Annotated in this window: 25 protein-coding genes; 5 read left to right on the top strand and 20 right to left on the bottom strand. The window is 66.9% G+C overall.

The window, feature by feature from the left end; genetic code table 11:
- Positions 1 to 184: 184 nt before the first annotated feature.
- The 6 genes from AC6LJW_RS26805 to AC6LJW_RS26780 all read right to left on the bottom strand — a co-directional run bounded on the left by AC6LJW_RS26805 (position 185) and on the right by AC6LJW_RS26780 (position 4,451).
- Positions 185 to 925, bottom strand: coding sequence for a lysophospholipid acyltransferase family protein (locus AC6LJW_RS26805; protein ID WP_056564507.1), 741 nt, complete (start codon positions 923 to 925; stop codon positions 185 to 187).
- Positions 922 to 2,220 carry a dihydroorotase gene (locus tag AC6LJW_RS26800; RefSeq protein WP_498088748.1) on the bottom strand — a complete coding sequence of 433 codons (1,299 nt, stop codon included), beginning with the start codon at positions 2,218 to 2,220 and terminating at the stop codon, positions 922 to 924. The genes AC6LJW_RS26805 and AC6LJW_RS26800 overlap by 4 nt, the downstream gene beginning before the upstream one ends.
- Positions 2,217 to 3,137, bottom strand: a complete 921-nt coding sequence (locus tag AC6LJW_RS26795; RefSeq protein WP_498088747.1) for an aspartate carbamoyltransferase — start codon at positions 3,135 to 3,137, stop codon at positions 2,217 to 2,219. Before AC6LJW_RS26795 ends, AC6LJW_RS26800 begins: the two co-directional genes overlap by 4 nt.
- A gap of 21 nt (positions 3,138 to 3,158) precedes the next feature.
- Entirely contained in the window at positions 3,159 to 3,560 is a 402-nt protein-coding gene (ruvX, locus tag AC6LJW_RS26790; protein ID WP_056564513.1) for a Holliday junction resolvase RuvX, read from the bottom strand.
- Entirely contained in the window at positions 3,553 to 4,140 is a 588-nt protein-coding gene (locus AC6LJW_RS26785; protein WP_056564516.1) for a YqgE/AlgH family protein, read from the bottom strand. Before AC6LJW_RS26785 ends, ruvX begins: the two co-directional genes overlap by 8 nt.
- A 146-nt stretch (positions 4,141 to 4,286) precedes the next feature.
- Entirely contained in the window at positions 4,287 to 4,451 is a 165-nt protein-coding gene (locus tag AC6LJW_RS26780) for a rubredoxin (RefSeq protein ID WP_003814980.1), read from the bottom strand.
- 139 nt (positions 4,452 to 4,590) lie between these two features.
- On the opposite strand from AC6LJW_RS26780, the gene AC6LJW_RS26775 reads away from it, so the two are divergent.
- Genes AC6LJW_RS26775 through hemL form a run of 3 tightly spaced genes read left to right on the top strand, consistent with a single transcriptional unit; the run spans position 4,591 to position 7,360 of the window.
- The gene (locus AC6LJW_RS26775) at positions 4,591 to 5,415 is read left to right on the top strand and encodes a hydroxymethylpyrimidine/phosphomethylpyrimidine kinase (protein WP_156395141.1); all 825 of its coding nucleotides are present in this window, start codon (positions 4,591 to 4,593) and stop codon (positions 5,413 to 5,415) included.
- On the top strand, positions 5,412 to 6,077 hold the full coding sequence (thiE, locus tag AC6LJW_RS26770; protein WP_105237238.1) for a thiamine phosphate synthase: 666 nt from the start codon (positions 5,412 to 5,414) through the stop codon (positions 6,075 to 6,077). The genes AC6LJW_RS26775 and thiE overlap by 4 nt, the downstream gene beginning before the upstream one ends.
- A 5-nt stretch (positions 6,078 to 6,082) precedes the next feature.
- Entirely contained in the window at positions 6,083 to 7,360 is a 1,278-nt protein-coding gene (gene hemL, locus AC6LJW_RS26765) for a glutamate-1-semialdehyde 2,1-aminomutase (protein WP_427988068.1), read from the top strand.
- A gap of 35 nt (positions 7,361 to 7,395) precedes the next feature.
- Here the strand turns inward: hemL and AC6LJW_RS26760 are convergent, their stop codons facing one another.
- Positions 7,396 to 8,142, bottom strand: coding sequence for a lytic transglycosylase domain-containing protein (locus tag AC6LJW_RS26760; RefSeq protein ID WP_427988066.1), 747 nt, complete (start codon positions 8,140 to 8,142; stop codon positions 7,396 to 7,398).
- 270 nt (positions 8,143 to 8,412) lie between these two features.
- Between AC6LJW_RS26760 and AC6LJW_RS26755 the strand changes: the two genes are divergently transcribed.
- Complete coding sequence (locus AC6LJW_RS26755; protein WP_498088746.1) at positions 8,413 to 10,209, top strand: flagellar assembly protein A; 1,797 nt, start codon at positions 8,413 to 8,415, stop codon at positions 10,207 to 10,209.
- Positions 10,210 to 10,825: 616 nt separating this feature from the next.
- On the opposite strand, the gene AC6LJW_RS26750 is transcribed toward AC6LJW_RS26755, so the two are convergent.
- From AC6LJW_RS26750 to AC6LJW_RS26725, 6 genes are read right to left on the bottom strand one after another with little or no spacing between them, the layout of a single operon-like run.
- Entirely contained in the window at positions 10,826 to 11,644 is an 819-nt protein-coding gene (locus tag AC6LJW_RS26750; RefSeq protein WP_427986696.1) for an SDR family oxidoreductase, read from the bottom strand.
- Positions 11,645 to 11,656: 12 nt separating this feature from the next.
- A complete protein-coding gene (locus AC6LJW_RS26745) occupies positions 11,657 to 12,265 on the bottom strand; it encodes a cysteine hydrolase family protein (protein ID WP_498088745.1) in 609 nt (202 codons plus the stop codon).
- Positions 12,265 to 12,798 carry an aromatic-ring-hydroxylating dioxygenase subunit beta gene (locus AC6LJW_RS26740; RefSeq protein ID WP_056564537.1) on the bottom strand — a complete coding sequence of 178 codons (534 nt, stop codon included), beginning with the start codon at positions 12,796 to 12,798 and terminating at the stop codon, positions 12,265 to 12,267. Before AC6LJW_RS26740 ends, AC6LJW_RS26745 begins: the two co-directional genes overlap by 1 nt.
- A complete protein-coding gene (locus tag AC6LJW_RS26735) occupies positions 12,789 to 14,138 on the bottom strand; it encodes an aromatic ring-hydroxylating dioxygenase subunit alpha (RefSeq protein ID WP_056564540.1) in 1,350 nt (449 codons plus the stop codon). The genes AC6LJW_RS26740 and AC6LJW_RS26735 overlap by 10 nt, the downstream gene beginning before the upstream one ends.
- Before the next feature lie 9 nt (positions 14,139 to 14,147).
- Complete coding sequence (locus tag AC6LJW_RS26730; RefSeq protein WP_056564543.1) at positions 14,148 to 15,392, bottom strand: dienelactone hydrolase family protein; 1,245 nt, start codon at positions 15,390 to 15,392, stop codon at positions 14,148 to 14,150.
- A gap of 30 nt (positions 15,393 to 15,422) precedes the next feature.
- A complete protein-coding gene (locus tag AC6LJW_RS26725) occupies positions 15,423 to 16,613 on the bottom strand; it encodes an ABC transporter substrate-binding protein (RefSeq protein ID WP_056564546.1) in 1,191 nt (396 codons plus the stop codon).
- A 291-nt stretch (positions 16,614 to 16,904) separates the two neighbouring features.
- Between AC6LJW_RS26725 and AC6LJW_RS26720 the strand changes: the two genes are divergently transcribed.
- Positions 16,905 to 17,891, top strand: coding sequence for an AraC family transcriptional regulator (locus tag AC6LJW_RS26720; RefSeq protein WP_056564549.1), 987 nt, complete (start codon positions 16,905 to 16,907; stop codon positions 17,889 to 17,891).
- Between the two features lie 236 nt (positions 17,892 to 18,127).
- Here AC6LJW_RS26720 and AC6LJW_RS26715 read toward each other — a convergent pair whose 3' ends face one another.
- The 7 genes from AC6LJW_RS26715 to AC6LJW_RS26685 all read right to left on the bottom strand — a co-directional run bounded on the left by AC6LJW_RS26715 (position 18,128) and on the right by AC6LJW_RS26685 (position 25,967).
- Positions 18,128 to 18,535 carry a RidA family protein gene (locus tag AC6LJW_RS26715; protein ID WP_056564551.1) on the bottom strand — a complete coding sequence of 136 codons (408 nt, stop codon included), beginning with the start codon at positions 18,533 to 18,535 and terminating at the stop codon, positions 18,128 to 18,130.
- Positions 18,536 to 18,584: 49 nt separating this feature from the next.
- Positions 18,585 to 19,025: an acyl-CoA thioesterase gene (locus AC6LJW_RS26710; RefSeq protein ID WP_498088744.1), complete on the bottom strand. Its 441-nt coding sequence runs from the start codon at positions 19,023 to 19,025 to the stop codon at positions 18,585 to 18,587.
- Positions 19,026 to 19,052: 27 nt separating this feature from the next.
- Positions 19,053 to 20,693 (bottom strand): AMP-binding protein, encoded by a 1,641-nt coding sequence (locus tag AC6LJW_RS26705; protein ID WP_056564557.1) that lies wholly within the window; start codon positions 20,691 to 20,693, stop codon positions 19,053 to 19,055.
- Between the two features lie 62 nt (positions 20,694 to 20,755).
- Positions 20,756 to 21,925, bottom strand: a complete 1,170-nt coding sequence (locus AC6LJW_RS26700; RefSeq protein WP_056564560.1) for an acyl-CoA dehydrogenase family protein — start codon at positions 21,923 to 21,925, stop codon at positions 20,756 to 20,758.
- 2 nt (positions 21,926 to 21,927) lie between these two features.
- Positions 21,928 to 22,785 carry an enoyl-CoA hydratase family protein gene (locus tag AC6LJW_RS26695; RefSeq protein WP_056564562.1) on the bottom strand — a complete coding sequence of 286 codons (858 nt, stop codon included), beginning with the start codon at positions 22,783 to 22,785 and terminating at the stop codon, positions 21,928 to 21,930.
- 42 nt (positions 22,786 to 22,827) lie between these two features.
- Positions 22,828 to 23,619, bottom strand: coding sequence for an SDR family NAD(P)-dependent oxidoreductase (locus AC6LJW_RS26690; protein WP_056564566.1), 792 nt, complete (start codon positions 23,617 to 23,619; stop codon positions 22,828 to 22,830).
- Complete coding sequence (locus tag AC6LJW_RS26685; RefSeq protein WP_498088743.1) at positions 23,616 to 25,967, bottom strand: bifunctional salicylyl-CoA 5-hydroxylase/oxidoreductase; 2,352 nt, start codon at positions 25,965 to 25,967, stop codon at positions 23,616 to 23,618. The genes AC6LJW_RS26690 and AC6LJW_RS26685 overlap by 4 nt, the downstream gene beginning before the upstream one ends.
- Positions 25,968 to 26,129: the final 162 nt, after the last annotated feature.

The raw sequence follows: 26,129 nt of genomic DNA, 5'->3' as shown, positions 1-26,129 counted from the left end.
AGTCCGGAGCGAAGGCTCCGGACCGCAATCGTGGACCCGCACGCCCCGGGCCGCCACCGTGCCGGACGCCTTAAGAATCAAACCCGCCACCGAACCGGACACGTCAGTAACTAACACCGCATCAACAGCAAGCAGCGTGCAAAACCTACGGTGCTAGTCCACAGCCCGCGAGAAACCACGCAAATCAAAGCACCCGAGCAATCGCATCCCGAGCCTGATGCGACAGTTCCAGCCGCGTCGGCAAACTCCCATCCGGATGACGCGCAGCCAGCGGCGACAGAAAGACCACTTCGACGGATAACCCGGTCACTCCCAGCACCCGCCAAAGATTACCCACCAGCGACTCTTCACCCACAAACGCCGCGTACCCGCTGCGCTTGCCGTGCTGCATGAACCGCAGCGCCACGGGTTGGATTTCAATAGCCGCCGCGCGGGCGGGTTCGAAGAGGCTGGCGTGGAAAGGGAGGAGGTCGAAGCCTTCGGTCGTTGTGCCTTCCGGAAACAGCCCCACCGCGTCGCCCTGTTTGAAGCGGGCCTGCATCGACTCCCCCATCGCATGGACCGCGTGGCGCTGGCCGCGTTCGATGAAGAGCGTGCCCGCGCCGGCGACCAGCCAGCCGATCACCGGCCACGCGCGGATTTCGCTCTTGGCCACGAAGGATGTCGCGCGGGCCGAGTTCAGGACGAAGATGTCGACCCAGGACACGTGGTTGGCCACCAGCAGCACAGGGCCTTCCAGGCGGGGTTCGCCCTTGAGGACGACCTTCACGCCGCAGGCCGCCATCAGCCAGCGCGACCAGCGGCGGTTCAGGCGGGCGCGGGCCGCGGGGCGCATCAGGGGGTAGGCCAGGCCCACGCTCAGCAGGCCGAAAATGATCAGGGGCAGGACAAGGCTCAGCCGTAGGACAAAGCGCAGCAGCTTCAAACTGGAGTCTCCCAGGCCGGTTGGCCACCGACCACGGTGGCTCGCACTCGACCGGGCAGCATCATACCTGCGAAAGGTGTCTGGGCGCTGCGGCTTTGCAGGGCTGCGGGCATCACCATCCATTCGGTGTCCAGGTCCGCCAGGCACAGGTCTGCCGGCGCGTCCACACCCAGGTGGCCGCATGGGCCCAGGTGCGGCGCGACGGCGGACAGCACCGCGGCCGGGCCCGACGTCACGCGCGCCAGCGCGTCACCGACAGGACGGCGGCCATCGCGCGCCCACTTCAGGGCCAGCGACAGCAGCAGTTCAAGACCGGTTGCGCCGGGCGTGGCGGCCGCGAACGGGGCCGCCTTGCCGCGGGCGTCCACCGGCGTGTGATCCGAGCAGAGCGCATCGATCACGCCGTCCGCCAGCGCCGCCTGGAGCGCGTCGCGGTCGCGTTGGCCGCGCAGCGGCGGCGACAGGTGGTGATTCGTGTCGAAGAAGCCGATGTCCACGTCTGTCAGCAGCAGGCTGTTCATGGACACATCCGCCGTCACAGGCAGGCCTTCGCGGCGGGCCGCGCGCAGCAGGTCCACGCCGGCCGCTGTCGACAGGCGCGACAGGTGCACGCGCGCGCCTGTCGCGCGCTGCAATTCGAATATCGTGTGCAGCGCCACGGTCTCTGCCTGCGCCGGCATGCCTTCCAGGCCCAGGCGTTCCGCGTACGGGCCGCTGGCGGCCGAGGTGTCGCGTGCAAGCCAGGGGTCCTGCGGACGCAGCCACAGCGTCTGGCCCAGGCCGCTTGCGTAGCGCATCGCCCCCCACAGCACCCGCGTGTCGGCCGCCAGGGATTCGCCCTGCGCGAACGCGATGCAGCCCGCGCGCGCCAGCAGCGCCATTTCCGTCAGGGTTTCGCCCGCCAGGCCCACCGTCATCGCGCCCAACGGGTGGATGGCGCACTGCCCTGCCTGCGTGTGGCGCATCAGCGCCTCGATCTTGGTCGGTTCGTCTGGCGCGCTTTCGGCATCGGGCGGCAGCACCAGGCGCGTCACGCCACCGGCCAATGCCGCGCGCAATTCAGCGGGCGCGAATCCCCCGTGACCCGCGTTGCCCGCTTGCGCGACGCGTGCCGACAGGTCGATCAGGCCGGGCAGGACCGCCAGGCCCTTTGCATCGATATGCCGATCGGCCTGGAAGGCGTCGGGCGCCGCGCCAACCGCGACAACACGGCCCGCGGCGATGTAGAGGTCGTGCTGGCCATCCACGCCGTTTGCGGGATCGATCAGCCGGCCGTTGGCAATGTGCAGCCTCATGGCGCCGCTCCGGCGAGCGCGCGCAGCACCGCCACGCGCAGCGGTTGTTCAAGGGCCGCGAGACGCGCCTCGGCGGGTTCAAGCGCGGCAGCGATGTCGCCGTCCACTTCCACGCCGGGCGCCAGCCGGCCGGCGGGCAACAGCAGCACATCGGGTTTCGCGGCCGCCAGCGCCGCGGGCGTGATGCCGTGGGTGCAGGCGTATTCGCGCGCGGAAGGAAGCTGCGCGCCGCTGATCTCTTCGACATTCAGCGGCAGCGCGATCACCACGTCCGCATCGCTCAGACTTTCCTGCAGCGTGGCGCAGGCGCGCACGCCCAGTTGGGCAAGGCCGTCCGGCAGCAGCGTGCGCGGCGCCGCAACGCGCACTTCCGGCACGCCCAGCGTGGTCAGCAGATGGATCACGGAACGCGCCACGCCGGCGTGGCGGATGTCGCCCACCAGCGTCACGACGAGGCAGGTGAGGTCAGGCTTGATCTCGGTGATGGCCTGCACCAGCGCCAGCGCGGGCACGGGATCGGCATGCCGGCCGTCGCCCGCATTGAGCACGTGCAGGCCCGGCGCTGCATGGGCGGCGGCGCAATGGGCCGCGCCGCTCTGGCCGTGGCGCAGGATCAGCACGCCCGGCGCCAGCGCGGCGACCGTCTCGGCAAGCGCCAGGGCGGCTTGCGCCTCCAGCGGCACCGGCAGCATCGACAGACTGGCCGCGGCGGCGGCGTAGGCGTCGCGGTCCGCAGTGTTCGTGTCCGGCAAACACAGGAACACCGGCATTTCCGGCGCCGCAGGCGGCGGCGAATCGTCGGACGCCGACTGCGCGCGCGCCATGTCAAGCAGCCGCTCGACGTGCCGGCGGGGCAGCCCTTCCGTGGTCAGCAGATGTGTGAGTTCGCCGCGGCGATCAAGTTGCGGATTGAGCATGGGCAAGACAGGCCGCGGGCGTCAGACCGCGGGCAAGGCATCCAGATAGCGTTGCAGGATAACCGCCGCAGCCATCGCGTCGTCTGCAGCATGCGTGCCGAGCAGGCGTTGCGCCTCCATGCTGGAGCCGCGTTCATCCACCAGTTCCACGGCAATGCCGAAGCGGCCATGAAGCTGGTTGGCAAAGCGGCGGCAACGTGCCGTGGCGGGCTGTTCGCCGCCCTCGGCGTCCAGCGCCAGACCGACGACGACGCGATGCGGCTGCCATTCCTGCAGCAGTGCCGCGATGCGGCCAAAGCGCGCGTCGCGGACCTCGCTGAAAATGATTTCAAGCGGGCGCGCCTGGCGCGTCAGCGTATTGCCGATGGCGATGCCGATCTTCTTTTCGCCGAAATCGAAGGCAAGCAGTGTTTCTTCAGGCATGGCCAGCGTCGCCCGCCAGCATCACGGGGTCGATGCCCAGCAGCTTGAGCGCGGCGGGGTAGCGTTCCTCGGGCGGCACATCGAAGATGATGTGCGCGTCCGCGCCCACGCTCAGCCACGCGTTCTGGCCCATCTCGCTTTCGAGCTGGCCCGCGCCCCAGCCGGCGTAGCCCAGCGTGACCAGCATGCGCGCCGGTCCGTTGCCATCAGCCACGGCCTGCAGCACATCGCGTGAGGTGGTCAACGCCATGTCGCCCAATTTGATGCTGGAGCTGTAGTCGCCAGCCGGCGCATGCAGCACGAAGCCGCGGTCGGTCTGGACCGGTCCGCCAAAAAAGACGAACGTGTCCTTGACCGGTCCGATTTCCAGCGTCAGTTCAATGCGCTCGAACAGCGTGCCCAGCGTCAGGTCGGTGGGGCGGTTGATGACCAGCCCCAGCGCGCCGCGGTCCGTGTGTTCGCACACGTAGATGACGGAACCCGCCAGGCTCCCTTCGACCATGCCCGGCATGGCGATCAGGAACTGGTTGGCGAAGTTGGCCGCTTGCGTCGCAGCGTTTTCGTGATGTTTTTCCGTCATGGCAACCCCTTCATGGGTAGTCTGAGAAAACCGTTCGGAGTGATTGCGCGGACGCAAACGTCATGCCTGACGGCAGTCCGACGGTGACGAAGGACGGGGTATGCCCCATCTTACGAGCCCTGGCGGAATAAGTCGGCGGTACGGCTTCAGATTTCCATCAGTTCGAAGTCCTCTTTGCGGGCGCCGCATTCGGGACAGACCCAGTTGGGCGGCACGTCTTCCCAGCGGGTGCCGGGCGCAATGCCTTCGTCGGGCAGGCCGGCCTCTTCGTCATAGACCCAGCCGCAAATCAGACACATCCAAGTACGCATAGTTCTCTCTTACATCAAAACCCCACCGGCGTCCCCGCGGTGGGGCAAAGGTGAGGGGCTTCCATTAGAATGGGGACAATCTTACCGAAACCCAATAGGGGTTCCCCTGATTCATACCAAATGAGCCGGGGCGCCCTTAATCAAGCGCAGTCACGTGGCCCCCGTTACTCCCCCTCTCGTTTTGGTCTTCGGCCCGCTCGATCCCTCGGGATCAGACGGTTTGCCCGCGGATGCCGTCACCTGCGCCCGTCTGGGCTGTCATGGCCTGGCGGCCGTGACCGCGCTGACCGTGCAGGACACCGCCGGCATCGAAGAAATCCACCCCGTTTCGCCCGACCTTCTGGACGACCAGGCGCGTTGCCTGCTCGAAGACATGTCGGTGCAGGCCATCAAGGTGGGCGGACTATACACCGCGGAAACGGCCAGCGTGGCGGCGCAGGTTGCCGCCGACTACAGCCAGGTCCCGCTCGTGCTGCACCTGGGCCAGCGCGCGCAGGTGCCCGCCAATGCCGCCGACGAGGACGAAGCCGACGACCTGCTGGCCGCGACCCTCGAACTGGTGCTGCCGCAGACCGACCTGCTGGTCATTGAACACCTGCGCCTCGCGCAGTGGCACGCCGACGGCGACATTGATATCGGGGACGCACCTACGCCCATGCACGCCCTCGTGGCGGCCGGCGCGGCGTGGGTCCTGGTGCTGGGCAGCCCCCAACGCCCCGGTCATTTCGCCAACGTGCTGCTCGGACCCGGCGGCCAGACCCATACGTGGCCCTGGCAGGCGCCACCCGACCGCAACGGCGACGCCGGCGGCCTGGCCGCCACCGCGATCACCGCCATGCTGGCGCAGGGCCTGGAAATGCCGGAGGCCGTGCGTCAGGGGCTAGTCCACGCCGACGCCGCCGTGGCCGCCAGCTTCCTGCCGGGCATGGGCCGGCGCATTCCCAACCGGATCCTGCCCCAATGAAACCGATTCGCTTTCCCGCCGGCCTGTATGGCGTGACGCCCGAGTGGGACGATACCGACCGCCTGCTGAAGGCGGTGCGTGACGCCGCCGCGGGCGGCATGCGCTCGCTGCAATTGCGCCGCAAGAACGTGCCGGACGCCGTGCGCGCCGCGCAGGCCCGCGCCCTGGCGCCGCTGTGCCGCGAACTGGGCGTGGTGTTTCTCATCAATGACGACTGGCGCCTGGCGCTGGACGTCGGCGCCGATGGCGCGCACGTGGGCCGCGACGACGAAAGCCTGGCGCACATCCGCCGCGAAGCCGGTCCCGACCTGATCCTGGGCGGGTCCAGCTACGACGACCTGACGCGGGCGCGTGAATTGCTCGACGCGGGCGCCGACTACATCGCGTTCGGCGCCATGTTCGCGTCCACCGTCAAACCCGACACGGTGCGCGCGCCGCTGTCCGTCCTGACTGAAGCCCGCCGCCTGGCCGACGAACGCGATGCGCCCCGGCCCGCCGTCGTCGCCATCGGCGGCATCACGCCCGCCAACGCGCCGCTCGTGGCCCAGGCCGGCGCCGACAGCATCGCCGTAATCACGGCCCTGTTCGAAGCGCCCAGCGTCCGGGCCGCCGCCGTGGCCTGCTCCGCGCCTTATTCCGCCAACTCCAACCGTAAGCCTTGATCGCCATGTCCAGTAACGCTCAGCTCTTCGACCGCGCCTGCCGCAGCATCCCCGGCGGCGTCAACTCGCCCGTACGCGCTTTCCGCTCCGTGGGCGGCACGCCGCGCTTCATCAAGCGCGCGCAAGGTCCGTACGTGTGGGACGCGGAAGACAAGCAGTACATCGACTACGTGGGTTCGTGGGGCCCGGCCATTCTGGGTCACTCGCACCCGGAAGTCGTGCGCGCGGTGCAGGAAGCAGCCGTCAACGGGCTGTCGTTCGGCGCGCCGACCGAAGCGGAAATCGAGCTGGCCGAAGTGCTGATCTCGCGTCTGCCCTCGCTGGAACAGGTGCGCCTGGTCAGCTCGGGCACCGAAGCCACCATGACGGCGATCCGCCTGGCGCGCGGCGCCACCGGCCGCGCCAAGATCGTGAAGTTCGAAGGCTGCTATCACGGGCATTCGGACAGCCTGCTGGTCAAGGCCGGATCGGGTCTGCTGACCTTCGGCAATCCCAGCTCGGCCGGCGTGCCGCCGGAATTCGTGTCGCACACGCTGACCCTGGAATACAACAACCTGGATGCCGTGCGCGAAGCCTTTGCGCAGCATGGCGCCGACATCGCCTGCATCATCGTGGAGCCGGTCGCCGGCAACATGAACCTCATCAAGCCCGCGCCCGGCTTCCTGGAAGGCCTGCGCGAGGTCTGCACGCAGCATGGCGCGCTGCTGATTTTCGACGAGGTCATGACGGGCTTTCGCGTGGGACCGCAAGGCGTGCAGGGCCTGACTGGCGTCAAGCCGGACATCACCACGCTGGCCAAGGTGATCGGCGGCGGCATGCCGGTGGGCGCCTTCGGCGGCAGCGCCGAGGTCATGAAGCACATCGCGCCGCTGGGCGGTGTCTACCAGGCCGGCACGCTGTCCGGCAATCCGGTGGCCGTGGCGGCGGGTCTGGCCACGCTGCGCCTCATCGGCGCGCCGGGCTTCTACGAGAATCTGTCGGCCCAGACCGCCAAGCTGGCGCAGGGCTTGCAGGAACGCGCCCGCAAGGCCGGCCTGCCCTTCTCGGCGGATTCGGTCGGCGGCATGTTCGGCATCTACTTCAGCGACCGCATCCCGGCTTCGTTCGCCCAGGTCTCGGCCTGCGACACCGCCGCGTTCAACCGTTTCTTCCATGCCATGCTGGACAACGGCGTGCATTTCGCGCCGTCGGCCTTCGAAGCGGGTTTCGTGTCGGCCACGCACGACGACGCCGTCATCCAGGCCACGCTGGACATCGCGGACAAAGTGTTCGCGGGACTTTAAGCGTTGAATCGAAGCGGGCCGGCGGCCCGCTTCCTTCACGGCGCCTTGTACTGCTCGTACAGGGCCGTCACATTCTTCACATAGGCCTGGGTTTCGGCGTACGGCGGCACCGCGTCGTACTTGCGCACCGCGCCTTCGCCCGCGTTGTACGCGGCCAGCGCCAGATCCAGGCGGCCCGGATACCGGTCGATCAGCCGGCGCAGATGGCGCGATCCGGCCTGCACATTGGTCGCCGGGTCCACCAGCGCGCGCTCCACGTCGTCCACCGACAGCAACGGCGCGGCCGTCGCGGGCATCAGCTGCATCAGGCCCAGGGCCCCCTTGGGCGAGCGGGCATCGCTACGGAAACCCGATTCAATGGCGATGATCGCCGTCAGCAACGCCTGGTCGACCCCGGAATCCAGCGCGGCGCGGGCGATCAGGTTGTCGTGTTTGGTCGTGGGTTTGACAGTGCTCCAGCGCAACGTCGGTTCGGCGGCCACGCGGCTCACGCGGCGGGCGCCGTCGCCGGCTTCCGGCTCACAGCTCAGGCACAGTTTCTCGGCGCCGCCGCGGACCGCCGTCCGTGCCTGCGCCCGCTTGTAGTATTTACCGGTGCCGGTGGGCACTTTCATCGTGCGCCAGACGCCGAACGGGTCCTTGTAGCGGTAGGTGTCGGCGGCCTGCACCGGTGTCGCCAGCGCCAGAGCGCCCGACGCCAGCGCCGCCACCGCCGCCATCCCGCCGGCGCGTGCCAGGATGGCGCGCGTGGCCGAAAGAATGGAGGTAGGGGGTTGGGACATGGGACGGGGCTCCGGCGGCGTCGGAAGACGCGTTGGCGAGCCCCAATGCTGCTTGCACCATCCCGGTTCTGTCTTTCCTGCCGATGATCTAGATCGCGGCGGCGCGGGCGTTTCCCAGGGAGAATCGGGGACGTGACTAGGACATGCGGCCGATAAATTTGCTTGTTACCGACGGTAATGATCGTCCTTGCAAAGAATATGACGTAATATTTCGTTCAATTACCAAATGATTGAACCGGCCGCTCGTGCCGGGATCGGAGAGAGGGTGAAATGGGCGCAGAAAACATGCTCCAGTTGATGCTGGATGCCGACACCAACGTCCTGACGGCGGTGTACACGCCGCCACCTCGTCCCGAACCCGCCAAGGCAACGGCTGCGGGCACCTCCGACATGGCGGTTGCTGGCACGGAAGGCGGTGACTCGGCCGGGTCTCAGGCCGGGCTACAGAACGACTCTCAGGCCGCCGGCCAGGACGACGACACGGACGTTGCCGTCGCCGACGAAGAAGCCCCCCCGCTGGTCAATACCGACCTGCCGACGTGGGACGTGCTGGTTGCTGCCGCGGCCACGCAGGGCTGGGGCGCCGACGCGCTCGACAACCACGCCATCGTCGCCTTCATCGATCTGTGCCGCGCAGCCACCGAACCCGTCCAGAGCCCCGTCGGCCAGGTCGTGGACGGCAGCTTCGACATCGAACTGAACGCGACCCGCATGGCGGCAACGCTGACGCTGCACCCGCCCAAGGGCGGCAAGCCCGTCACGCTGGAAGCGGTGCGCCAGGCCCTTGCAGACCAGGGCATCGTGCACGGCGTGCTGGACGGCGCGCTGGCCGAGGCCGTGGCGCTGGGCCGCGCCGAAACCATCCTGGCCGCGCAAGGTACGCCGCCCACGCGCGGCACGCCCACCCGCTTTGAAAGCCTGCTTGACCGCCTGAAGCCCCGCGCCGAGGACATCGACGAACTGGCCCAGGTGGATTACCGCGATCTCGGCAGCCTGCTGCTCGTGTCGCCCGGCACGCCGCTCATGCGCCGCATTCCGCCGCTGCCCGGCGTGGACGGCACCAACGTGCTCGGCGAGGCCGTGATGCCCGACGAGCTGCCCGATACGCCATTTTCCAAGGAACTGTCCGGCGTCGAGATCGATCCGGAAGATCCGCTGCTGCTGCGCGCGGCCATTTCCGGCACGCCGACGCTCATCACCCACGGCGTGCAGGTCAACCCGATGGTGGAGGTGGACGCCGTCAACCTGTCCACCGGCAACATCAACTTCGAAGGCTCCTTGCAGGTGCGTGGCGACATCGCCGCCACCATGGAAGTGCGCGTGACGGGCGATGTGGTCGTCAACGGCACCATCGAAGCCGCGCTGGTCGAGGCCGGTGGCAGCGTGACCGTCAAGGGCGGCATCATCGGCATGGCCGAAACCGTGCACGACGCCTCGGCGGCGCCGCGCACCGCGCACATCGTCTGCGGCGGCACGCTGCGGGCCAAGTTCATCGAGAACGCGGTCATCAGCGCGGGCCAGGACATCGACGTCGAACGCGAAATCCGCCAATGCAGCATCGCCGCCGGCGGCAGCGTCAATGTCGGCCCGCCCAACACGCAGCAAAGCGCCATCACGGGCGGCGAAACCCGCGCGCTGCTGGCAGTCCGCGCCGGCACCATCGGCTCGCCCGCAGGCATTCCGACGCTGGTGCAAGCCGGCCTGGACCCGCACGCCGACATCAAGCGCTCGGCGCTCACGCGCAAGCGCCTGAAGATGAACGAGGAAAAGGCCAAGCTGGAACAACTGCTGATGTTCCTGCAAGCCAACCCGCAACGGGCCACGGGCGACGTCGTCGAACGGGCGCGCAACACGCACACCAAGCTCATCGGCGAGCTGGCCGGACTTGAAACCGAGGAAGCCCAACTGGCCCGCGACCTGCTGCCCCAGCAGAACGCCACCATCGCCGCCACGCGGCGCTTCTGTAGCGGCACGAAGATCCAGCTGGGCAACAAGATGCAGGAGTTCCTGGAAGACCAGGTGGGCGGCAAGGCCGGACTGGAAGAAGGCGAGATCGTTATTCGCTAGAGGTCTGAGTTCGAACCCAGGTGTCTGACACCCGGGTGGCATCGCGACAAGCTGTCGGCGGTCTCTCAAGGGTGTCAGACACCTTCGCTGCACGAAGATATCCGGCACCGCGCTGCCAACCGGCCTGCCTACGAACCCAGGTGTCTGACACCCCGGCGGCATCGCGACAAGTTGTCGGCGGTCTCTCAAGGGTGTCAGACACCTTCGCAGCACGAAGATGCCCGGCACCGCGCTGCCAACCGGCATGCCTACGAACCCAGGTGTCTGACACCCCGGCGGCATCGCGACAAGCTGTCGACGGTCTCTCAAGGGTGTCAGACACCTTCGCAGCACGAAGATATCCGGCACCGCGCTGCCATCCGGCCTGCCTACGAACCCAGGTGTCTGACACCCCGGCGGCATCGCGACAAGTTGTCGGCGGGTCTCTCAAGGGTGTCAGACACCTTCGCTGCACGAAGATATCCGGCACCGCGCTGCCATCCGGCCTGCCTACGAACCCAGGTGTCTGACACCCCGGCGGCACTGCGACAAGTTGTCGGCGGTCTCACATGGGTGTCAGACACCTTCGCTGCACGAAGATATCCTGCACCGCGCTGCCAACCGGCCTGCCCTGATGTCAGGCGCCGTCGTCCGGCATCAATTCCTTGAACCACACGCGCGGCGAGATGCCGCGGTCGGGGCCCAGGATCGAGAAGCCACCGTCGACCGGGATGTCGACGCCGGTCATCCACGATGCCGCGTCGGAACATGCAAAGCACACCGCCGCGGCGATCTCTTCGCCGGAGCCTACGCGCCCCAGCGGATGGAAATGCGCGCCCACCGCGTCGGCCGCCTGGCGTGATCCGCCGGACAGCTGTTCGACCGACGGCGACCACGTCCATGCCGGCGACACCGCCAGCACGCGCACGCCCGACGGCGCCAGTTCCACCGCGAAGTTCTTGGTGATCTGCAGCAGGGCCGCCTTGGACGCCGGATACAGCGCGCGCCCCGCCGCGCCGAACTTGCCGCCGGTGCTGCCCAGATTCACGATCACGCCGCCGCGTGGCAGATGCGCCGCCGCGAGCTGCGTGAAGATCGCCGCCGACACGAGGTTCGTATCCAGCGTGCGGTGCCATTCGTCACGCGTCGATGCCAGGCCGCGATCCGCATACTGGCAGGCGTTGTTCACCACGAAATCCAGCCGGCCAAAGCGCGCCAGCGCGGCGTCGATGCAGGCCTGGATCTGGGCGTCTTCACCGATATCCGTTTCGCAGTACAGCGCGTGTTCGCCCAGTGCCTGCGCCAGTGCCTCGCCCGCCTCGGCGTTGCGGCCGACCAGCACGACGTTGGCGCCCGCCGCAACGAAGCCGCGCGCGATGTCCGCGCCCAGGCCCTGCGTGCTGCCGGTGACGATGGCGGTCTTGCCCGCCAGGCCGGGAAAGCCTGAGAAATCCATGAGTGCTCCTTGTCAGTTTGACGCCGCGGCCCAGCGTACCGCGTCGTGCACCGATCCCGTCTGCGCGATCAGCCGCATGCTGGCCAGCGACGCCTCGTGCACCGCCGGGTCGGCCGACGCGCAGGCGTCTTCGGCCACCATGACCGAGAAGCCGATATCGGCGGCATGGCGCACCGTGCCCTCGACCACCGAGTGCGTCGCCACGCCCGCCACCACCAGCCGCCGCGTGCCCAGCAGCCGCAGGGTCTCCTCCAGCGGCGTGCCATAGAACGCGCTGATGCGCGTGTGCTTGACGACGAACTCGCGCGCGCTGCCCGCCAGCGGATGCAGGCCATCGTAGAACGCGCTGCCCCACTGCCCTTCCGGCACCGCGCCGATCGTGGCCACGTTGCGGAAGATTGCGCAGTTGGGCAGCAGGTCCGCGTAGTCGGGCCGGAACGCGATGCGCACGTGCACAATGGGCAGCGCGAGCGATCGCGCGCCCTCCAGCAAGGCGGCGGCGTTGTCCAGCAGGCGCTGCCGCGCCCCGCTGTCGGCGTCCAGCCCGACACGGATCTTGCCATCCGGATGCAGCACATCGTTCTGATAGTGCAGCGCCAGCACCGCCACGTCGGTGTTCATCACACAAACACCTCGAACGCGTCGTGCGCATCGTCGCAGTTGACGAGGTCCACGCGCTTCATGCGAATGCGCCAGCCATCGCCCTCGGCAGCCAGCTTGTGGGTGTACCGCCCGGCAAGCTGGCGCGGCTGGCGCTTGCGCCATTCGGTCATCTGAAAGACCGAATGCACCACCAGGTTGCCGGCCGCATCCACACCCTCGACCTGCACGCCGCCCACCAGCCGCACGCTGCGCGTCGGCGGCTGCTGCGACCAGTTGCGCGGGTGTTCCAGGCGCCGGATGCGCACGTCGCGCAGCATGCGGTCTTCCCAGAAAATCGAGATGAAATCGTACGGACTTTCCTGGCCGTGCTTGCGCGGCATCCAGTACATGCCGTCCTCCGTCCAGAGCGCCTGCCAGTCGTCGTAGCGCCGCTCGTCCAGCAGCCGCGCCTCGCGGTACAGGAACTGCGCGATGCGGTGGTAGGCATCGGCGGGCACGTCGGCCGGCGCAAGATTCGCGGTGCCGACGTCGAAATCCAGATCTAGCAGCATGCGCCGTCTCCCTTGGCCGCGGCGCCTGCGCCAGTACCGGCGCCCGCCTCCATGTAAGCCTTCCACGCGCGGAATTGATTGCGCATGGGCAATTCGCTGGTGCCGTTCACGGACACCATGCCGTCGGCCTCGACCCGGTCCGTGCCGTGATAGCGGTGCATGCTGACCCAGTCGCCGCCACGCGTCGCGTTGCCTTCCTGGCAGCGGTTGTAGAGCTCGATGTCGTCCGGCATGACGTTGGACGACGGCGAATTGATGACATTGGCATACAGCATCGCGCGCTTGAACACGCCCTCCGGCGCCCCCTTGCAGCGGAACGTCTGGATCTCGATCAGCGTCCGATCCACCGCCACCGGCCGGATCACGCGGAACTGCTGGAACACCGTATGCGGCGATCCGCTGCCGTAGATCACCGTATTGTGGCGGTTCATCCCCAGAATCTCGCGGGCGCGCTGCTCGCCGTAGGCGCCGGTCAGCGACTCGAAGTGCGCGCGCGACACCGGGTCGCGCTCGGCGGCGCCCGGGTTGAAGATGCCTTCCATGTACCCGTGGCCGTTGTCGTAGGCGCGCAGCTCCAGCTTCTCCCAGAACTCGTAGGGCTCGCCGTTGCCGTCCATGATGTGCAGCTCGAGCGGCATCTCGCCCATTTCCTTGGCCTCGTCGCGCGCGGCGGCATAGGACGATTCATGCGTCACGCGCGCGTGCATCGTGTCGTGCAGGTTCTCGTAGAACACCTTCCAGTTCGAACGCTGCATCACGCGGAAGATGCCGCCCGCCACTTCCACCTCGCCCACCGGCGAACGGTCGCACAGGTTGTCGATGGACGAGCGCACGCCGCCCAGGAAGTCTTGCAGCGCCTGGCCTTCGGCCGACTGGCTGGCGAACACGAAGCCGCGGTAGCTCTCCACGCGCGGCAAACGCCGCATCGAGAACGACGGATCCGTGGGGTCGTACGACGTGCCTTCCAGGCCCTGCTTGAGCGGCACGCCCAGATGGCTGCCGTCCAGCTTGAACGTCCACGCGTGATACGGACAGCGGAAGAACTTGCCCGCACAGCCTTCGCCGTCGGCCACCACCTTCGCGCCCTTGTGCGGGCAGCGGTTGTACAGCACGTGCACGCGGCCGTCGGCGGCGCGCACCATCAGCACATCCTGATCGCCCAGGCGCGTGGTGTGATAGTCGCCCGTCTTGGGCACCTGGCTTTCGTGGCCCACGTAGATCCACGCGCGGCCATAGATGCGCTGCATTTCAAGGTCGAAGATGGCCGGATCGGTGTACAGGTCCCGATGCACGCTGTCGCCGCGCACCAGCCCGCCCAGTTGTTCGTCGGTATAAGGCATGTCGTCTCCCTACTTGTTCTCGCTGTCCTTCCAGCGCGCCATCAGCGTGTTGGAAGGCAGGGTTTCGTCCAGCAGCTTGGCTGCGGTCTCGCGCCCTGCCGTGGGCAGGCCCTTGGGATCGAGCAGGCCCACCTGCACCAGCACGCTGGCCTGATCCCAGTAGATGTGCTCGTGATAAAGCTTGTCGCCACGGAACTTCACGATGGCCACCAGCGGGATCTCCACGGACTTGCCCGTGGGCGCGACGCCCGGCAGCATCCAGTCGATCTCGGTCGTGTGGGTGAAGCAGAACAGCAGCTCGTCCACGATCTGCGTGGCGCCCACCGTGCGCGACAGCGGCACCAGCCGCGTATCGGGCGGGTTGCTGTTCACGAAATGATGCTGATAGAAGCGCGACAGCTCCTTGTAGCCCACGCCGCCCGTCATCGTCGGAATGTGATTGACGTAGGGTTCGGCCACCATCGTCGCCATGGTCGCGGCCACGTCGCGCGTGCCGAATTCATATTCGCAGTGCTTGTCCCACAAGTACGAATAATCGAACTCCGGCCCGATCGTGCGCTGCAGCGCGGCCATGCTGCGCTGATGCGCCATCAGCGCCGACGGCTTGTCGTAGTGATCGCCGCCCGTGCGTGCAAACGCGTGATCCACGCCGGGGTACACGTACAGCTCCACCCCCGGCTTGCCGCCCAGCGCCTCCAGGATGCGCTGGCGAGCCTCGGGCGGACAGAAGCCATCCTGCTCCGCGATGTGCAGCACCAGGCGCCCGCGCAGATTGGCGGCCTCTTCAAGGCTGTCCTCGATGCCCACGCCGTAGTAACCCACCGCCACGTCCGCGTCCGTACGGCACGCCGCCAGATAGGCCAGCTTGCCCCCCAGGCAATAACCCAGCACGCCCGCGCTGCCTTCCTGCTCGGGCAGTTCGCGCAACACGGCCAGCGTCGATGCGATGTCCTTGATGCCCAAGTCCACGTCAAAACCCTTGTACAGCTCGAACGCACGCGGCATGTCCGCAGGGCCGTCCGTCAGCTGGATGCCGGGCTGCTGACGCCAGAACAGGTCCGGCACCAGCACTACGTAGCCCTCCTCGGCCAGCAGCTGCGCGCTGCGCCGCATGAAATCGTTGACGCCAAAGATCTCCTGGCACAACACCAGGCCCGGCCCGCGGCCCGAGGCCGGCACCGCCAGATAGGCGCCAAAGGACTTGCCATCGTGCGAGGCGATCGTCACCTCGCGCGTCGTAATGCGATCAGTCATGCGTATCTCCTGTGTTTCGAAGCCGGCGGCCTACTTCATCTGGCACGAGGCGGCGAAGGGATCCTGGTATTGCGTCAGCACCGTCCCCGACAGCTTGTTCGACAGCTTGCCGCTGGCGTCGGCCTCGACCACGCGCAGGTAATAGTTCTGCACCGGGTACTGATTGCGGTTGAACTTGAAATCGCCGCGCACCGACTTGAAGTCCGCACGGCGCAGCGCCGGACGCAGTGCCTCGGCATCCAGCTTGCCGCCCGTCTGGCGCACCGCGCTGTCCAGCAGCATCGCCGCGTCATAGCCCTGCGACGCATACAGCGACGGGCTGCGGTTGTAGGTCTTCTTGAAGTCCTCGACGAACTTGCGGTTGGCCGGGTTGTCGAGTTCGGCCGCCCATTGCGCCGTGTTGCGCAGGCCCTTGATCGGCGCGCCCACCGCCGCGATCGTGTCCTCGTCGCCGGAAAAGCCCGGCGCCAGCAGCGCGATGTCCTTGGACAGGCCCGCGCCGTTGAACTGCTTGATGAAATTCACGCCCATGCCGCCCGGCAGAAAGAAAAACACCGCATCCGGCTTGCTGGCGCGCAGCTGCGTGATTTCAACGCCATAGTCCAGCTGGCCGAGCTGCGTGTAGATCTCCTCGGCCACGCCGCCCTTGTACAGACGCTTGAAACCGTTCAGCGACTCGCGTCCGCCCGGGTAATCCGGCGCGATCAGCGCCACGCGCTTGTAGCCCTGGTCGGCCGCGTACTTGCCCATCGCAGCCGGAATGTCCTCGTTCTGCCAGGCCACCGCGAAGAAATTCGGATTACAGCCCGCGCCCGCGTAATTTTCCGGGCCCGTATTGGTGCTGAGATAGATCGTGTCCGATTGCAGGATCGCAGGCATCACCGGCAGCAGCACGTTCGAAAACACGATGCCCGTCATCACGTCCACGCGGTCGCGCTTGAGCAGGCGTTCCACCGCCTGGCGCCCGGTATCGGCCTTCTGCTGATCGTCGGCCACCACCACTTCCGCCGTCAACCCGCCCAGCTTGCCGCCCGTATGCTGCAGCGCCAGATTGAAGCCGTCCCGGATCTCGTTGCCCAGTGCCGCGCCCGGCCCCGACAGCGTCGTCAGCAGCCCCACCTTCACCTTGTCGGCGGCCGACGCCGCACCCGGCGCGCCCGCCGCAGTCCCCATGCAAACCAGCGCCGCCAGCGCGCGCCGGCTCCATCGATTTCGATTCATGTGCCACCCCGTATTCGCCGCCAGCCGCGCTGGCGGAAAGCTGACAGAACCCGTCTGCCGTCGGTACACGCATGCCGCCGATTCCAGTCGCCCAGCTTACGCGCCGCGGCGCCCTCACTCCAACAGGCGCCGCCCACCGTGCGCGGCGCCTCCCGGCAAGATTAGGCCCGCGCCCTCCCCGGCTCTATCCGAATACCGCCACTCTTATCCGGGATTCACTTAATTCCCAATGGCGCGCGATTCCATTACGCTGCCCGCAGATACGGGATCGGTCCCGTCCCGGAGGCTTCCATGCACGGCTGGTCCCGACTAGAGCTGGCGCCCTTGCTGAAACGGCGCGTCTTCAGCTCCACGCAGCAGGATGAGACCCGCGCCCGCGTGTCCGAAGCCTTGAAGGACCACCGCCTGACGTGGAAAGGCGGCCGCGTCGATGCCGAACTGAACCGGGGCCGATTCGGCTCGCTCACCGTCTGTACGTTGCGCTACGGCGCCGAAGTCCACATCGAACCCGACCGCCTCCAGGACTTCATGCTGGTGCAGGTTCCGCTACGCGGCCGTGCCCGCATCGAATGCGGCGACGAAGGCGTCAACGCCGACCCCGACTGCGCCGCCGTCATCGCCCCCAACCGCCGCCTGCGGCTGCACTGGGAAGCCGGCTGCGAACAACTGCTGCTCAAGATTCCAAGAGGAAAGCTGGAAGCCATGGGCCAACGCGCCTTCGGCGACGCCGCCGCCGGCCCCCTGGACTTCAGCCCTGCCCTGCGCCTGGACACCCCCATCGGCGCCGCCTGGCGCAGCATGATGGGCAGCCTGATCCACTTGCTGCCCACATTGGACGACGGCGCACGCCGCCCGCCTGCCGCGTGGCTGGAGCACCTGGAAGACACACTGGTTCTGCACCTGCTCTATAACCAGCCCAACACCTGGCAAACCCACGCAGGCCAGCCCAACATCGTCCCCCGCCGCCTGAGCGTTGCCGAGGCGTTCATGCGCGAACGCCTGGGTGCGCCATTGACCCTGAACACCATCGCTCGCCATGCTGGCGCAAGTGCGACTGCGCTCACCCGGCTTTTTCAGGAACACCGTAATACGACGCCGATGAATGCGCTACGCGCGTTCCGGCTGGACGCCGCGAGGAGCCGGCTGAAGACGCAGCCGGATGCGAGCGTCACGGAGGTCGCGTTGAGTGTGGGGTTTGGGCATTTGGGAAGGTTCTCGGAGTATTACCGGGAACGGTTTGGGGAACTACCGAAAGAGACGCGGCGCGCGGGCGGGTGATGAGTGATTGCGGTGTCTGACACCCGATCCAGTCCCACGCATCGCGCACGGTGTCAGACACCCGGCCAAGACTGCCGCGCAATGACGGCTTTCTCATACGGGTGTCAGACACCTGAAGCCAGCGACATGCCGACAAAAATCCCACCCACAAGCACCGAAGGCCCGCCGCCCTCACCCCCCGGTGCCGGCCGGGAAGCAAAAGCGGCGAACCTTCGATACACCGTCAAATCAAGAAATTACTGCGCAGGCACCACCGCCGTCACTTCGATCTCGACCTTCGCGCGATCCTCCACCAGGTCCGCAACCTCCACCGCCGTCATCGCCGGGAAATGCCGGCCGATCAACTCCCGGTAGTGCTTTCCGATCCCCGGATACGCCGCCACATATTCATCCTTGTCCGTCACATACCACGTCATCCGCACGATATGTTCCGGCTTCGCCCCGCCCTCGGCAAGAATCTGCACGATGTTCAGCAGCGCCTGCCGCACCTGGTCCGCGAAGTCATCGGACTCGAACTGCTGCTGCCCGTTCCATCCCACCTGTCCGCCCACGAACACCAGCTTGCTGCCCACCTGCATTTCGGTGAGCACACCATTCGAATAGCCCCGGGGCGCCATCCAATCCGGCGGTTGCAGAATCTTCATAACGTCTCATCCTATTGATCAAATAAACAAACCACAGGGTGGCGCCCGCTTATGCCGCGGTTGCCAGAAAATGCTGCATGCGTTCCCGCAGATCCGCAGGCAGCGGCATCGACTTCATCGTCCGCAAATCCACCGTCACGATCGTCAGCGTCGCCGACAATCGCAACTGGCCGTCCGGCCCTTCAAAACGCACCAGCGCCTTGAACGACGCGCCGCCAATGCGCTGCACCGACAGCGTCTGACTCAGCTTCTCGTGCCAACGGCTCGGCGCGCTGAAATCGCACGTCACCGACGCCATCGGCGTGCCGATGTGCCGGTCCACGTGCAGCGCATGAAACGGCAGCCCCATTCCCTTGTCGAACCACTCCTCGACGAAATCATTGATCATCTCGAAGTAGCGCGGATAGAACACGATGCCCGCCGGATCGCAATGGCGGAATCGGACTTCTACCTGACTCACAAAGGGAGCCGTCGTGATTGGTGCTGCCATGATGTTTCCTTTGATGCCTCTACCTGCTCATGCCATCTTGCGCAGCGCAAACCGCTGCAACTTGCCCGTTTCCGTCCGCGGCAAAGCGTCCACGAACTCGATCGCGCGCGGGTACTTGTACGGTGCGATGCTCGCCTTCACGAACGTCTGTATCGCCGTCACCAGCTCCGCACTCGGCGCAAAACCCGGCTTGAGCACCACAAACGCCTTCACCACCTGCCCGCGCTCGTCGTCCATCGCGCCCACCACCCCGCACTCCGCCACTGCCTCGTGACGCAGCAGCGCGTCTTCGACCTCGGGACCCGCGATGTTGTAGCCCGCCGACACGATCATGTCGTCGTTACGCGCCTGGTAGAACAGATAACCGTCGTCGTCCTGCACGAACGTATCGCCCGGCAGATTCCAGCCTTGCTGCACAAACCGGCGCTGGCGCTCGTCGGCCAGATAGCGGCAGCCCGTCGGCCCCTTGATCGCCAACCGGCCCACCGTGCCATTCGGCACCGGCTTCATTTCATCGTCCACGATCTGCGCCACATACCCCGGCACCACACGGCCGATCGCGCCACGGCGCACCGACTCCGGCGGGCTCGACACGAATACGTGGATCATCTCCGTGCCGCCGATGCCGTCGATCATCTCGATCCCCGTTGCATCCTTCCAGAGCTGGCGCGTCGCATCCGGCAAGGCCTCGCCCGCCGACACGCTCTTCTTCAGTGACGACAGATCGAACTTGCCCACCAGCGCCGCCATCTGGCGGTAAAAGGTCGGCGCCGTGAACACGATCGTCGCGCGGAATTCCTGGATCAGTTCCAGGAGGCTCTCCGGCGACAGCTTCTCGGCCAGCACCGTGCTCGCGCCCACGCGCAGCGGGAAGCACAACAGGCCGCCCAGCCCGAACGTGAACGCCAGCGGCGGCGTGCCGCAGAAAATGTCGTCCGGCCCCGGCTTGATCACATGCTTGGGGAACAGATCGCACATCGCCAGCACATCGCGATGGAAATGCATGCAGCCCTTCGGCGAGCCCGTCGTGCCGCTGGTGAATGCAATCAGGCACACATCGTCTGCCGCCGTATCGCACGCATCGAACGTGTCGGGCTTACCGGCCGCCAGCGCGTCCAGCGCATCCGGGGCCGCGTCGTTGAAGTACATGACCTGCGCCAGACCCGGGCAGTGATTCTCGTGATCCGGCTGCGCGCAGAACTGCGCCTCGTCCTTCAGGCGCACGTCGCACAGCACCGCCTGGATCTGCGCCTTTTCGATGATCTGCTTCAATTCCTTGGATCGCAGCAGCGGCATCGTCGGCACCGTCACCAGGCCCGCCTTGATCGCGGCCAGCCATGACGCCGCCATCATCGGATTGTTCGGGCCGCGCAGCAACAGGCGGTTGCCCGGCACCAGCTTCATGTCCTCGGTCAGCACGCGCGCGATGCGGTTCGTCAGCGCGGCCAATTCGCCGTAGGTCATCGTCGCCGGCTTGCCGTCCTGGCGCCAGCGCAGCGCCACGCGGTCGCCGTGGCCGCGGCCGACCATCGCGTCCACCAGTTCCACCGCGCAATTGAAGCGCTTCGGATAGGCCACGTCGGGGCCGTCCAGCAGGAACTCAGGCCATTGTTCGCCCGGGGGCAGGTTGTCCCGGGCAAAGGTGTCGATGTGGGCGGATACTTCCATGAAAATTCCCCTTGGCTGTGCGATGCGGTTTACGTTGCAAAAGGCAGGCGCTCGGTGGCCCCTTATGCCTTCAGCAGTTCACGGGCGATGATCAACTTCTGCACTTCGGTGGCGCCTTCGTAGATACGCAGCGCTCTGATTTCCCTGTAAAGCTTCTCCACCGGCATCCCCGACACCACGCCAGCGCCGCCGAACATCTGCAACGCCCGGTCGATCACCGTCTGCGCCGATTCCGTGGCCGTCATCTTGGCCATCGCCGCTTCGCGCGTGGTGCGCAGCTTCTGCACGTCGCGCATCCACGCGGCGCGGTACGTCAGCAGCGCCGAGGCGTCGATGGCGGTCGCCATGTCGCCCAGCGCGGCTTGCGTCAGTTGCAGGTCGGCCAGCGTCTGGCCGAACATGCGGCGCGACTTGGCGCGCGCCAATCCTTCGTCCAGCGCCCGGCGCGCAAAGCCCAGCGCCGCCGCCGCCACCGACGCACGGAAAATGTCCAGCGTCATCATGGCCAGCTTGAAACCTTGCCCCGCGTCGCCCAGCCGGTGCGTCACCGGGATGCGGCAGTTGTCGAACGTGATAGTCGCCAGCGGATGCGGCGCGATCAGGTCGATGCGCTCGGCCACCTCGAATCCCGGCGTGTCCGCATCCACCACGAACGCGCTGATGCCCCGCGCGCCGGGGGCTTCGCCCGTGCGCGCGAACACGACATAGAAGTCCGCGATGCCGCCGTTCGAGATCCACGTCTTCGCGCCGTTCAGCACATAGTGGCCGCCATCCAGCCGCGCCTCGCACGCCAGCGCCGCCACGTCCGAGCCCGCATCGGGCTCCGACAGCGCAAAGGCCGCGATCGCCTCGCCGCGCGCTACGCGCGGCAGGTAATGCTGGCGCAGCGCGTCCGAGCCCATCAATGAAATCGCCCCGCTGCCCAGTCCCTGCATCGCAAACGCAAAGTCCGCCAGCCCTTCGTGGCGCGCAAACGTCTCGCGCAGGATGCACACCGCGCGGGAGTCGACCTCCGGCAGCGCGCCGCCCCACGCCCCGCCCGGGCCGCCCGCCACCGCGTAGCGCAGCCACCCGGCCTGGCCCATGGCCTTGACCAGCTTCTTGCAGGCGGCGTCCGCGTCGTGATGGTCCACGTCGCCCAGCGACTGCTCGCACCAGGCGTCGACCTCATGCGCCAGCTTGCGGTGCGCGTCGTCGAAAAAGGGCCAGTCCAGCCAGCTTGCGTCGCGCATCGTCAATTCCCCTCGAAGACGGGTTTCTGCTTGGCCACGAAGGCCTCATAGGCGCGATGGAAATCGCGGGTCTGCATGCAGATGGCCTGGGCTTCGGCTTCGGCCTCGATGGCTTCGTCCACGCCCATGTTCCATTCCTGGTGCAGCAGCTTCTTGGTGACGCCGTGCGCAAAGGTCGGGCCCGCGGCCAGCTGGGCCGCCAGCGTCTGCGCCGCTTCCAGCAGCTTGCCGGACTCGTGCAGCGCATTGAAAAAGCCCCAGCTCGCGCCTTCGTCGGCCGTCATCGCGCGGCCGGTGTACAGCAGCTCGGACGCACGGCCCTGACCGATCATGCGCGGCAGCAGCGTGCACGCGCCCATGTCGGCGCCCGCCAGCCCCACGCGGGTAAAGAGGAACGCGGTGCGCGCGGCGGGCGTTCCCAAGCGCATGTCCGATGCCAGCGCCACCATCGCGCCCGCGCCTGCGCATACGCCGTCCACGGCCGCCACGATCGGCTGCGGGCACGCGCGCATGGCCTTGACCAGATCGCCCGTCATGCGCGTGAAGTCCAGCAGTTCCGGCATGCTCATCTTCGTGAGCGGGCCGATGATTTCGTGCACGTCGCCGCCCGAGCAGAAATTGCCGCCGGCACCCGTTACCACCACCACCTTCACGTCGGTGGCATACACCAGCGACCGGAAGAAATCGCGCAGTTCCGCGTACGAATCGAACGTCAGCGGGTTCTTGCGCTCGGGACGGTTCAGCGTAATGGTGCCGACCTTGCCGTCGTCCGACACCTGCCACAGGAACGTCTTCGCCTGATAGCCGGCGACGGGACGCTTGTGATGCTTCATGGTGTGCTCTTCGGGCTGGGTGCTCATGGTGTCTCCGTTCATGAATGCTGGGTGGATGGAACGCCGGCTTCAGCCGGTCATCACTTCGCCGCCGTCGACGGCGATCGCCTGGCCGTTGATGGAGGCGGAGGCCGGCAGCGCCAGCCACGCGACCGTCTCGGCCACTTCCTCGGGCTGCACCAGGCGGCCCTGCGGGTTGCGCTCGGCCAGTTTCAGGCGGGCGGCGTCCGGCGTCATGCCGGTCTTCTCGACAATGTTGGCCACCGCGCCGCGCACGATGTCGGTCTCGGTATAGCCGGGGCACACCGCGTTGACCGTCACGCCCTTCTGCGCGGTCTCCAGCGCCAGCGACCGGGTCAGCCCGATTACGCCGTGCTTTGCCGCGCAGTAGGCACTTACATACCCATAGCCGATCAACCCTGCGGTGCTGGCCACGTTGATCACGCGGCCCCATTTTTCCTGCAGCATGCCGGGCAATGCCGCCTGGATGCAGTGGAACGTGCCCGTCAGATTGACGGCCAGCATCTGGTTCCACAGCGCGGCGTCCGTCCGGTCAAAGCGCTGGCTGACCGCCTGCCCCGCGTTGTTCACCAGGATCAGCACCGGGCCGAACTCGGCTTCGGCCTGCGCGAAGGCAGCGCGCACCGAGGCTTCGTCGGCAATGTCCGCGCTGACCGCCTGCACCTGGCCTAGCCGGGCCAGCTCGTCGGCCGCGGCCTCCAGCGCGCCGCCGTCGCGGCCCAGCAGCGTGACACGGGCGCCGCGCTGCAGCAGCGACCGGGCGCTGGCCAGGCCGATGCCGCGCGCGCCCCCCGTCACGAGGGCGTGACGCCCGGCGAGCGGTAGCGGTTGTGCGTTCATTTGATGTCCAGTTGCGCCATGGCGGCGGCGCGTTCGAAGTTGGTTTCAAGCTGGCGCTTGCCGGCGAAATACTGGCTCGGCCATGAAACATCAACATAGCCCACGCGCGCCGCTTCGCGCAGCGTCCAGGAGGCGTCAGCCAAATGGGGACGTGCCAGCGCGCAGAGGTCTGCACGGCCCGAGGCGATGATGCCGTTGGCGTGGTCGGCCTCGAAGATGGCGCCCACCGCAATCGTGGGGATGCCGGCTTCGTTGCGGACGCGGTCGGCAAACGGCGTCTGGAACATGCGGCCATACACCGGCTTTTCTTCCTTGCTGACCTGGCCGGACGAGCAATCGATCATGTCGGCGCCCGCCGCCTTGAAGTGACGCGCAATCTCGACCGCATCGTCCGCGGTGATGCCGCCTTCCACCCAATCGCTGGCCGAAATCCGCACCGACATCGGCTTGTCTTCAGGCCACACGGCGCGCACTGCATGAAAGACCTCCAGCGGGAAGCGCAGGCGGTTCTCCAGGCTGCCGCCGTATTCATCGTCGCGCTGGTTGGTCAGCGGCGAAATGAAGCTGGACAACAGATAGCCGTGCGCGCAGTGCAGCTCCAGCCAGTCAAAGCCGGCAGCTGCCGCGCGGCGCGCCGCCGCCACGAAGTTGTCGCGCACCTGATCCATGTCGGCCCGCGTCATGGCGCGCGGCGTCTGCGACACGCCCTCGATGTAAGGCAGCGCCGACGCCGACAGCAGCGGCCAGTTGCCCTCCGCCAGCGGATGATCGATCTTCTGCCAGCCGAGTTGCGTGGACCCCTTGCGGCCCGCATGGCCCAGCTGCATGCCGATGCGCGCATCGCTGTTGCCATGCACGAAGTTCACGATGCGGGCAAACGCCTGCTGTTGCTCGTCGTTCCACAGTCCCGGGCACCCCGGCGTGATGCGGCCGTCCGGCGACACGCAGGTCATTTCCACCATGACGAGCCCGGCGCCGCCCATGGCGCGCGCACCCAGGTGAACCAGGTGGAAATCGCCCGGCACGCCATCCGTGCACGAATACATGGCCATCGGCGACACGAGGATGCGATTTTTGAGCCGCACGCCGCGCACCTGGTAGGGCGTCAGCATCGGAATGGCCGGGCGCCGGCCCTCGGGCGTGGCCGAGCCGGCGCGTTCCGCGATCCAGCGCTCAAAACCTTCCAGCCAGGCCGGATCGCGCAGGCGCAGATTCTCGTGCGAAATGCGCTGCGAGCGGGTCAGCAGCGAATACGCGAACTGCTCGGGCTCGAGGTCGGCGTAGCGCTCGACGTTCTCGAACCATTCGGTGGAATTGCGCGCGGCGTTCTGGATCTTCAGCACTTCGACGCTGCGCACTTCCTCATAATGGTGCAGCCCGGCCTCGACGCTACCTTCCGCGCCACTCAGGCAACGCGCCAGTTCGATCGCGTCTTCCAGCGCCAGCTTGGTGCCCGAACCGATGGAAAAGTGCGCAGTGTGCGCGGCATCGCCCATCAGCACGACTGGCACGCGGCGCTCGCCGCGGGCGGTATCAAGCTTGTTCCAGTGGACCCACGTGTTGCAGATGACGCGCGGGAAACGGATCCAGATGGCCGAGCCACGCAGGTGCGAAGCGTTGCTGATCAGCGGATTGCCGTCCAGCCAGGGTGCGAACAGCTTCTCGCAATAGGCAATGCCCTCTTCCTGGCTCATCTGCTCGATGCCGGCGGCCTGCCAGGTTTCCTCGGGCGTCTCGACGATGAACGTCGACATGCCGTCCTCGTACCGGTAGGCATGCGCCTGGAACCAGCCGTGCTCGGTCTGCACGAAGGCAAAGGTAAAGGCATCGAACACCTTCTTGGTGCCCAGCCACACGAAGCGGCAGCGGCGCTGGTCGATGTCGGGATGGAACGTCTCGGCGTACCGGGTGCGGATCTGGCTGTTGATGCCATCCGAGGCAATGACGAGGTCGGCGTCGTATTCGCGGGCGATTGCCTGGTCGTCCTGAACGAAGTTCTCGAACACGAGCTTCACGCCCACGTCTTCGCAGCGCGCCTGCAGGATGTTCAGGAGCTTCTTGCGGCCGATGCCGATGAAGCCGTGGCCGCTGCTGCGGATGCTGCGGCCCTTGAAATGGATGTCGATGTCATCCCAATGGTTGAACGCATCGCCAATGGTCTGAGCCGAAACGGGGTCGGCCTCGCGCAAGTTCTGCATGGTGGCGTCGGAGAACACCACGCCCCAGCCAAAAGTGTCATACGGACGGTTGCGTTCGATGACGGTGACTTCGTTGGCGGGGTTCTGCAGTTTCATGAGCAGACCGAAATACAGGCCGGCGGGACCGCCGCCGATGCAGACTATCTTCATTGCCGTATACGCTCCAAGTACGCGACAGTCGCTCTTGATGCTGGAGCGGAAGCCGCAGATATTTAGGTCTGGATAGTTTAGGCTTGAAATATATATCGGAAGTGGTGGGTGTGCAAATGAGGGAAAGTATTTAGGGATGCTGGAGGGGGTGGGGAAATGGGG

It is taken from the genome of Achromobacter sp. 1012554356, assembly GCF_059760815.1.
Note: the sequence above shows the minus strand (reverse complement) of the source record. Positions and strands in the feature narration are given on the sequence as shown.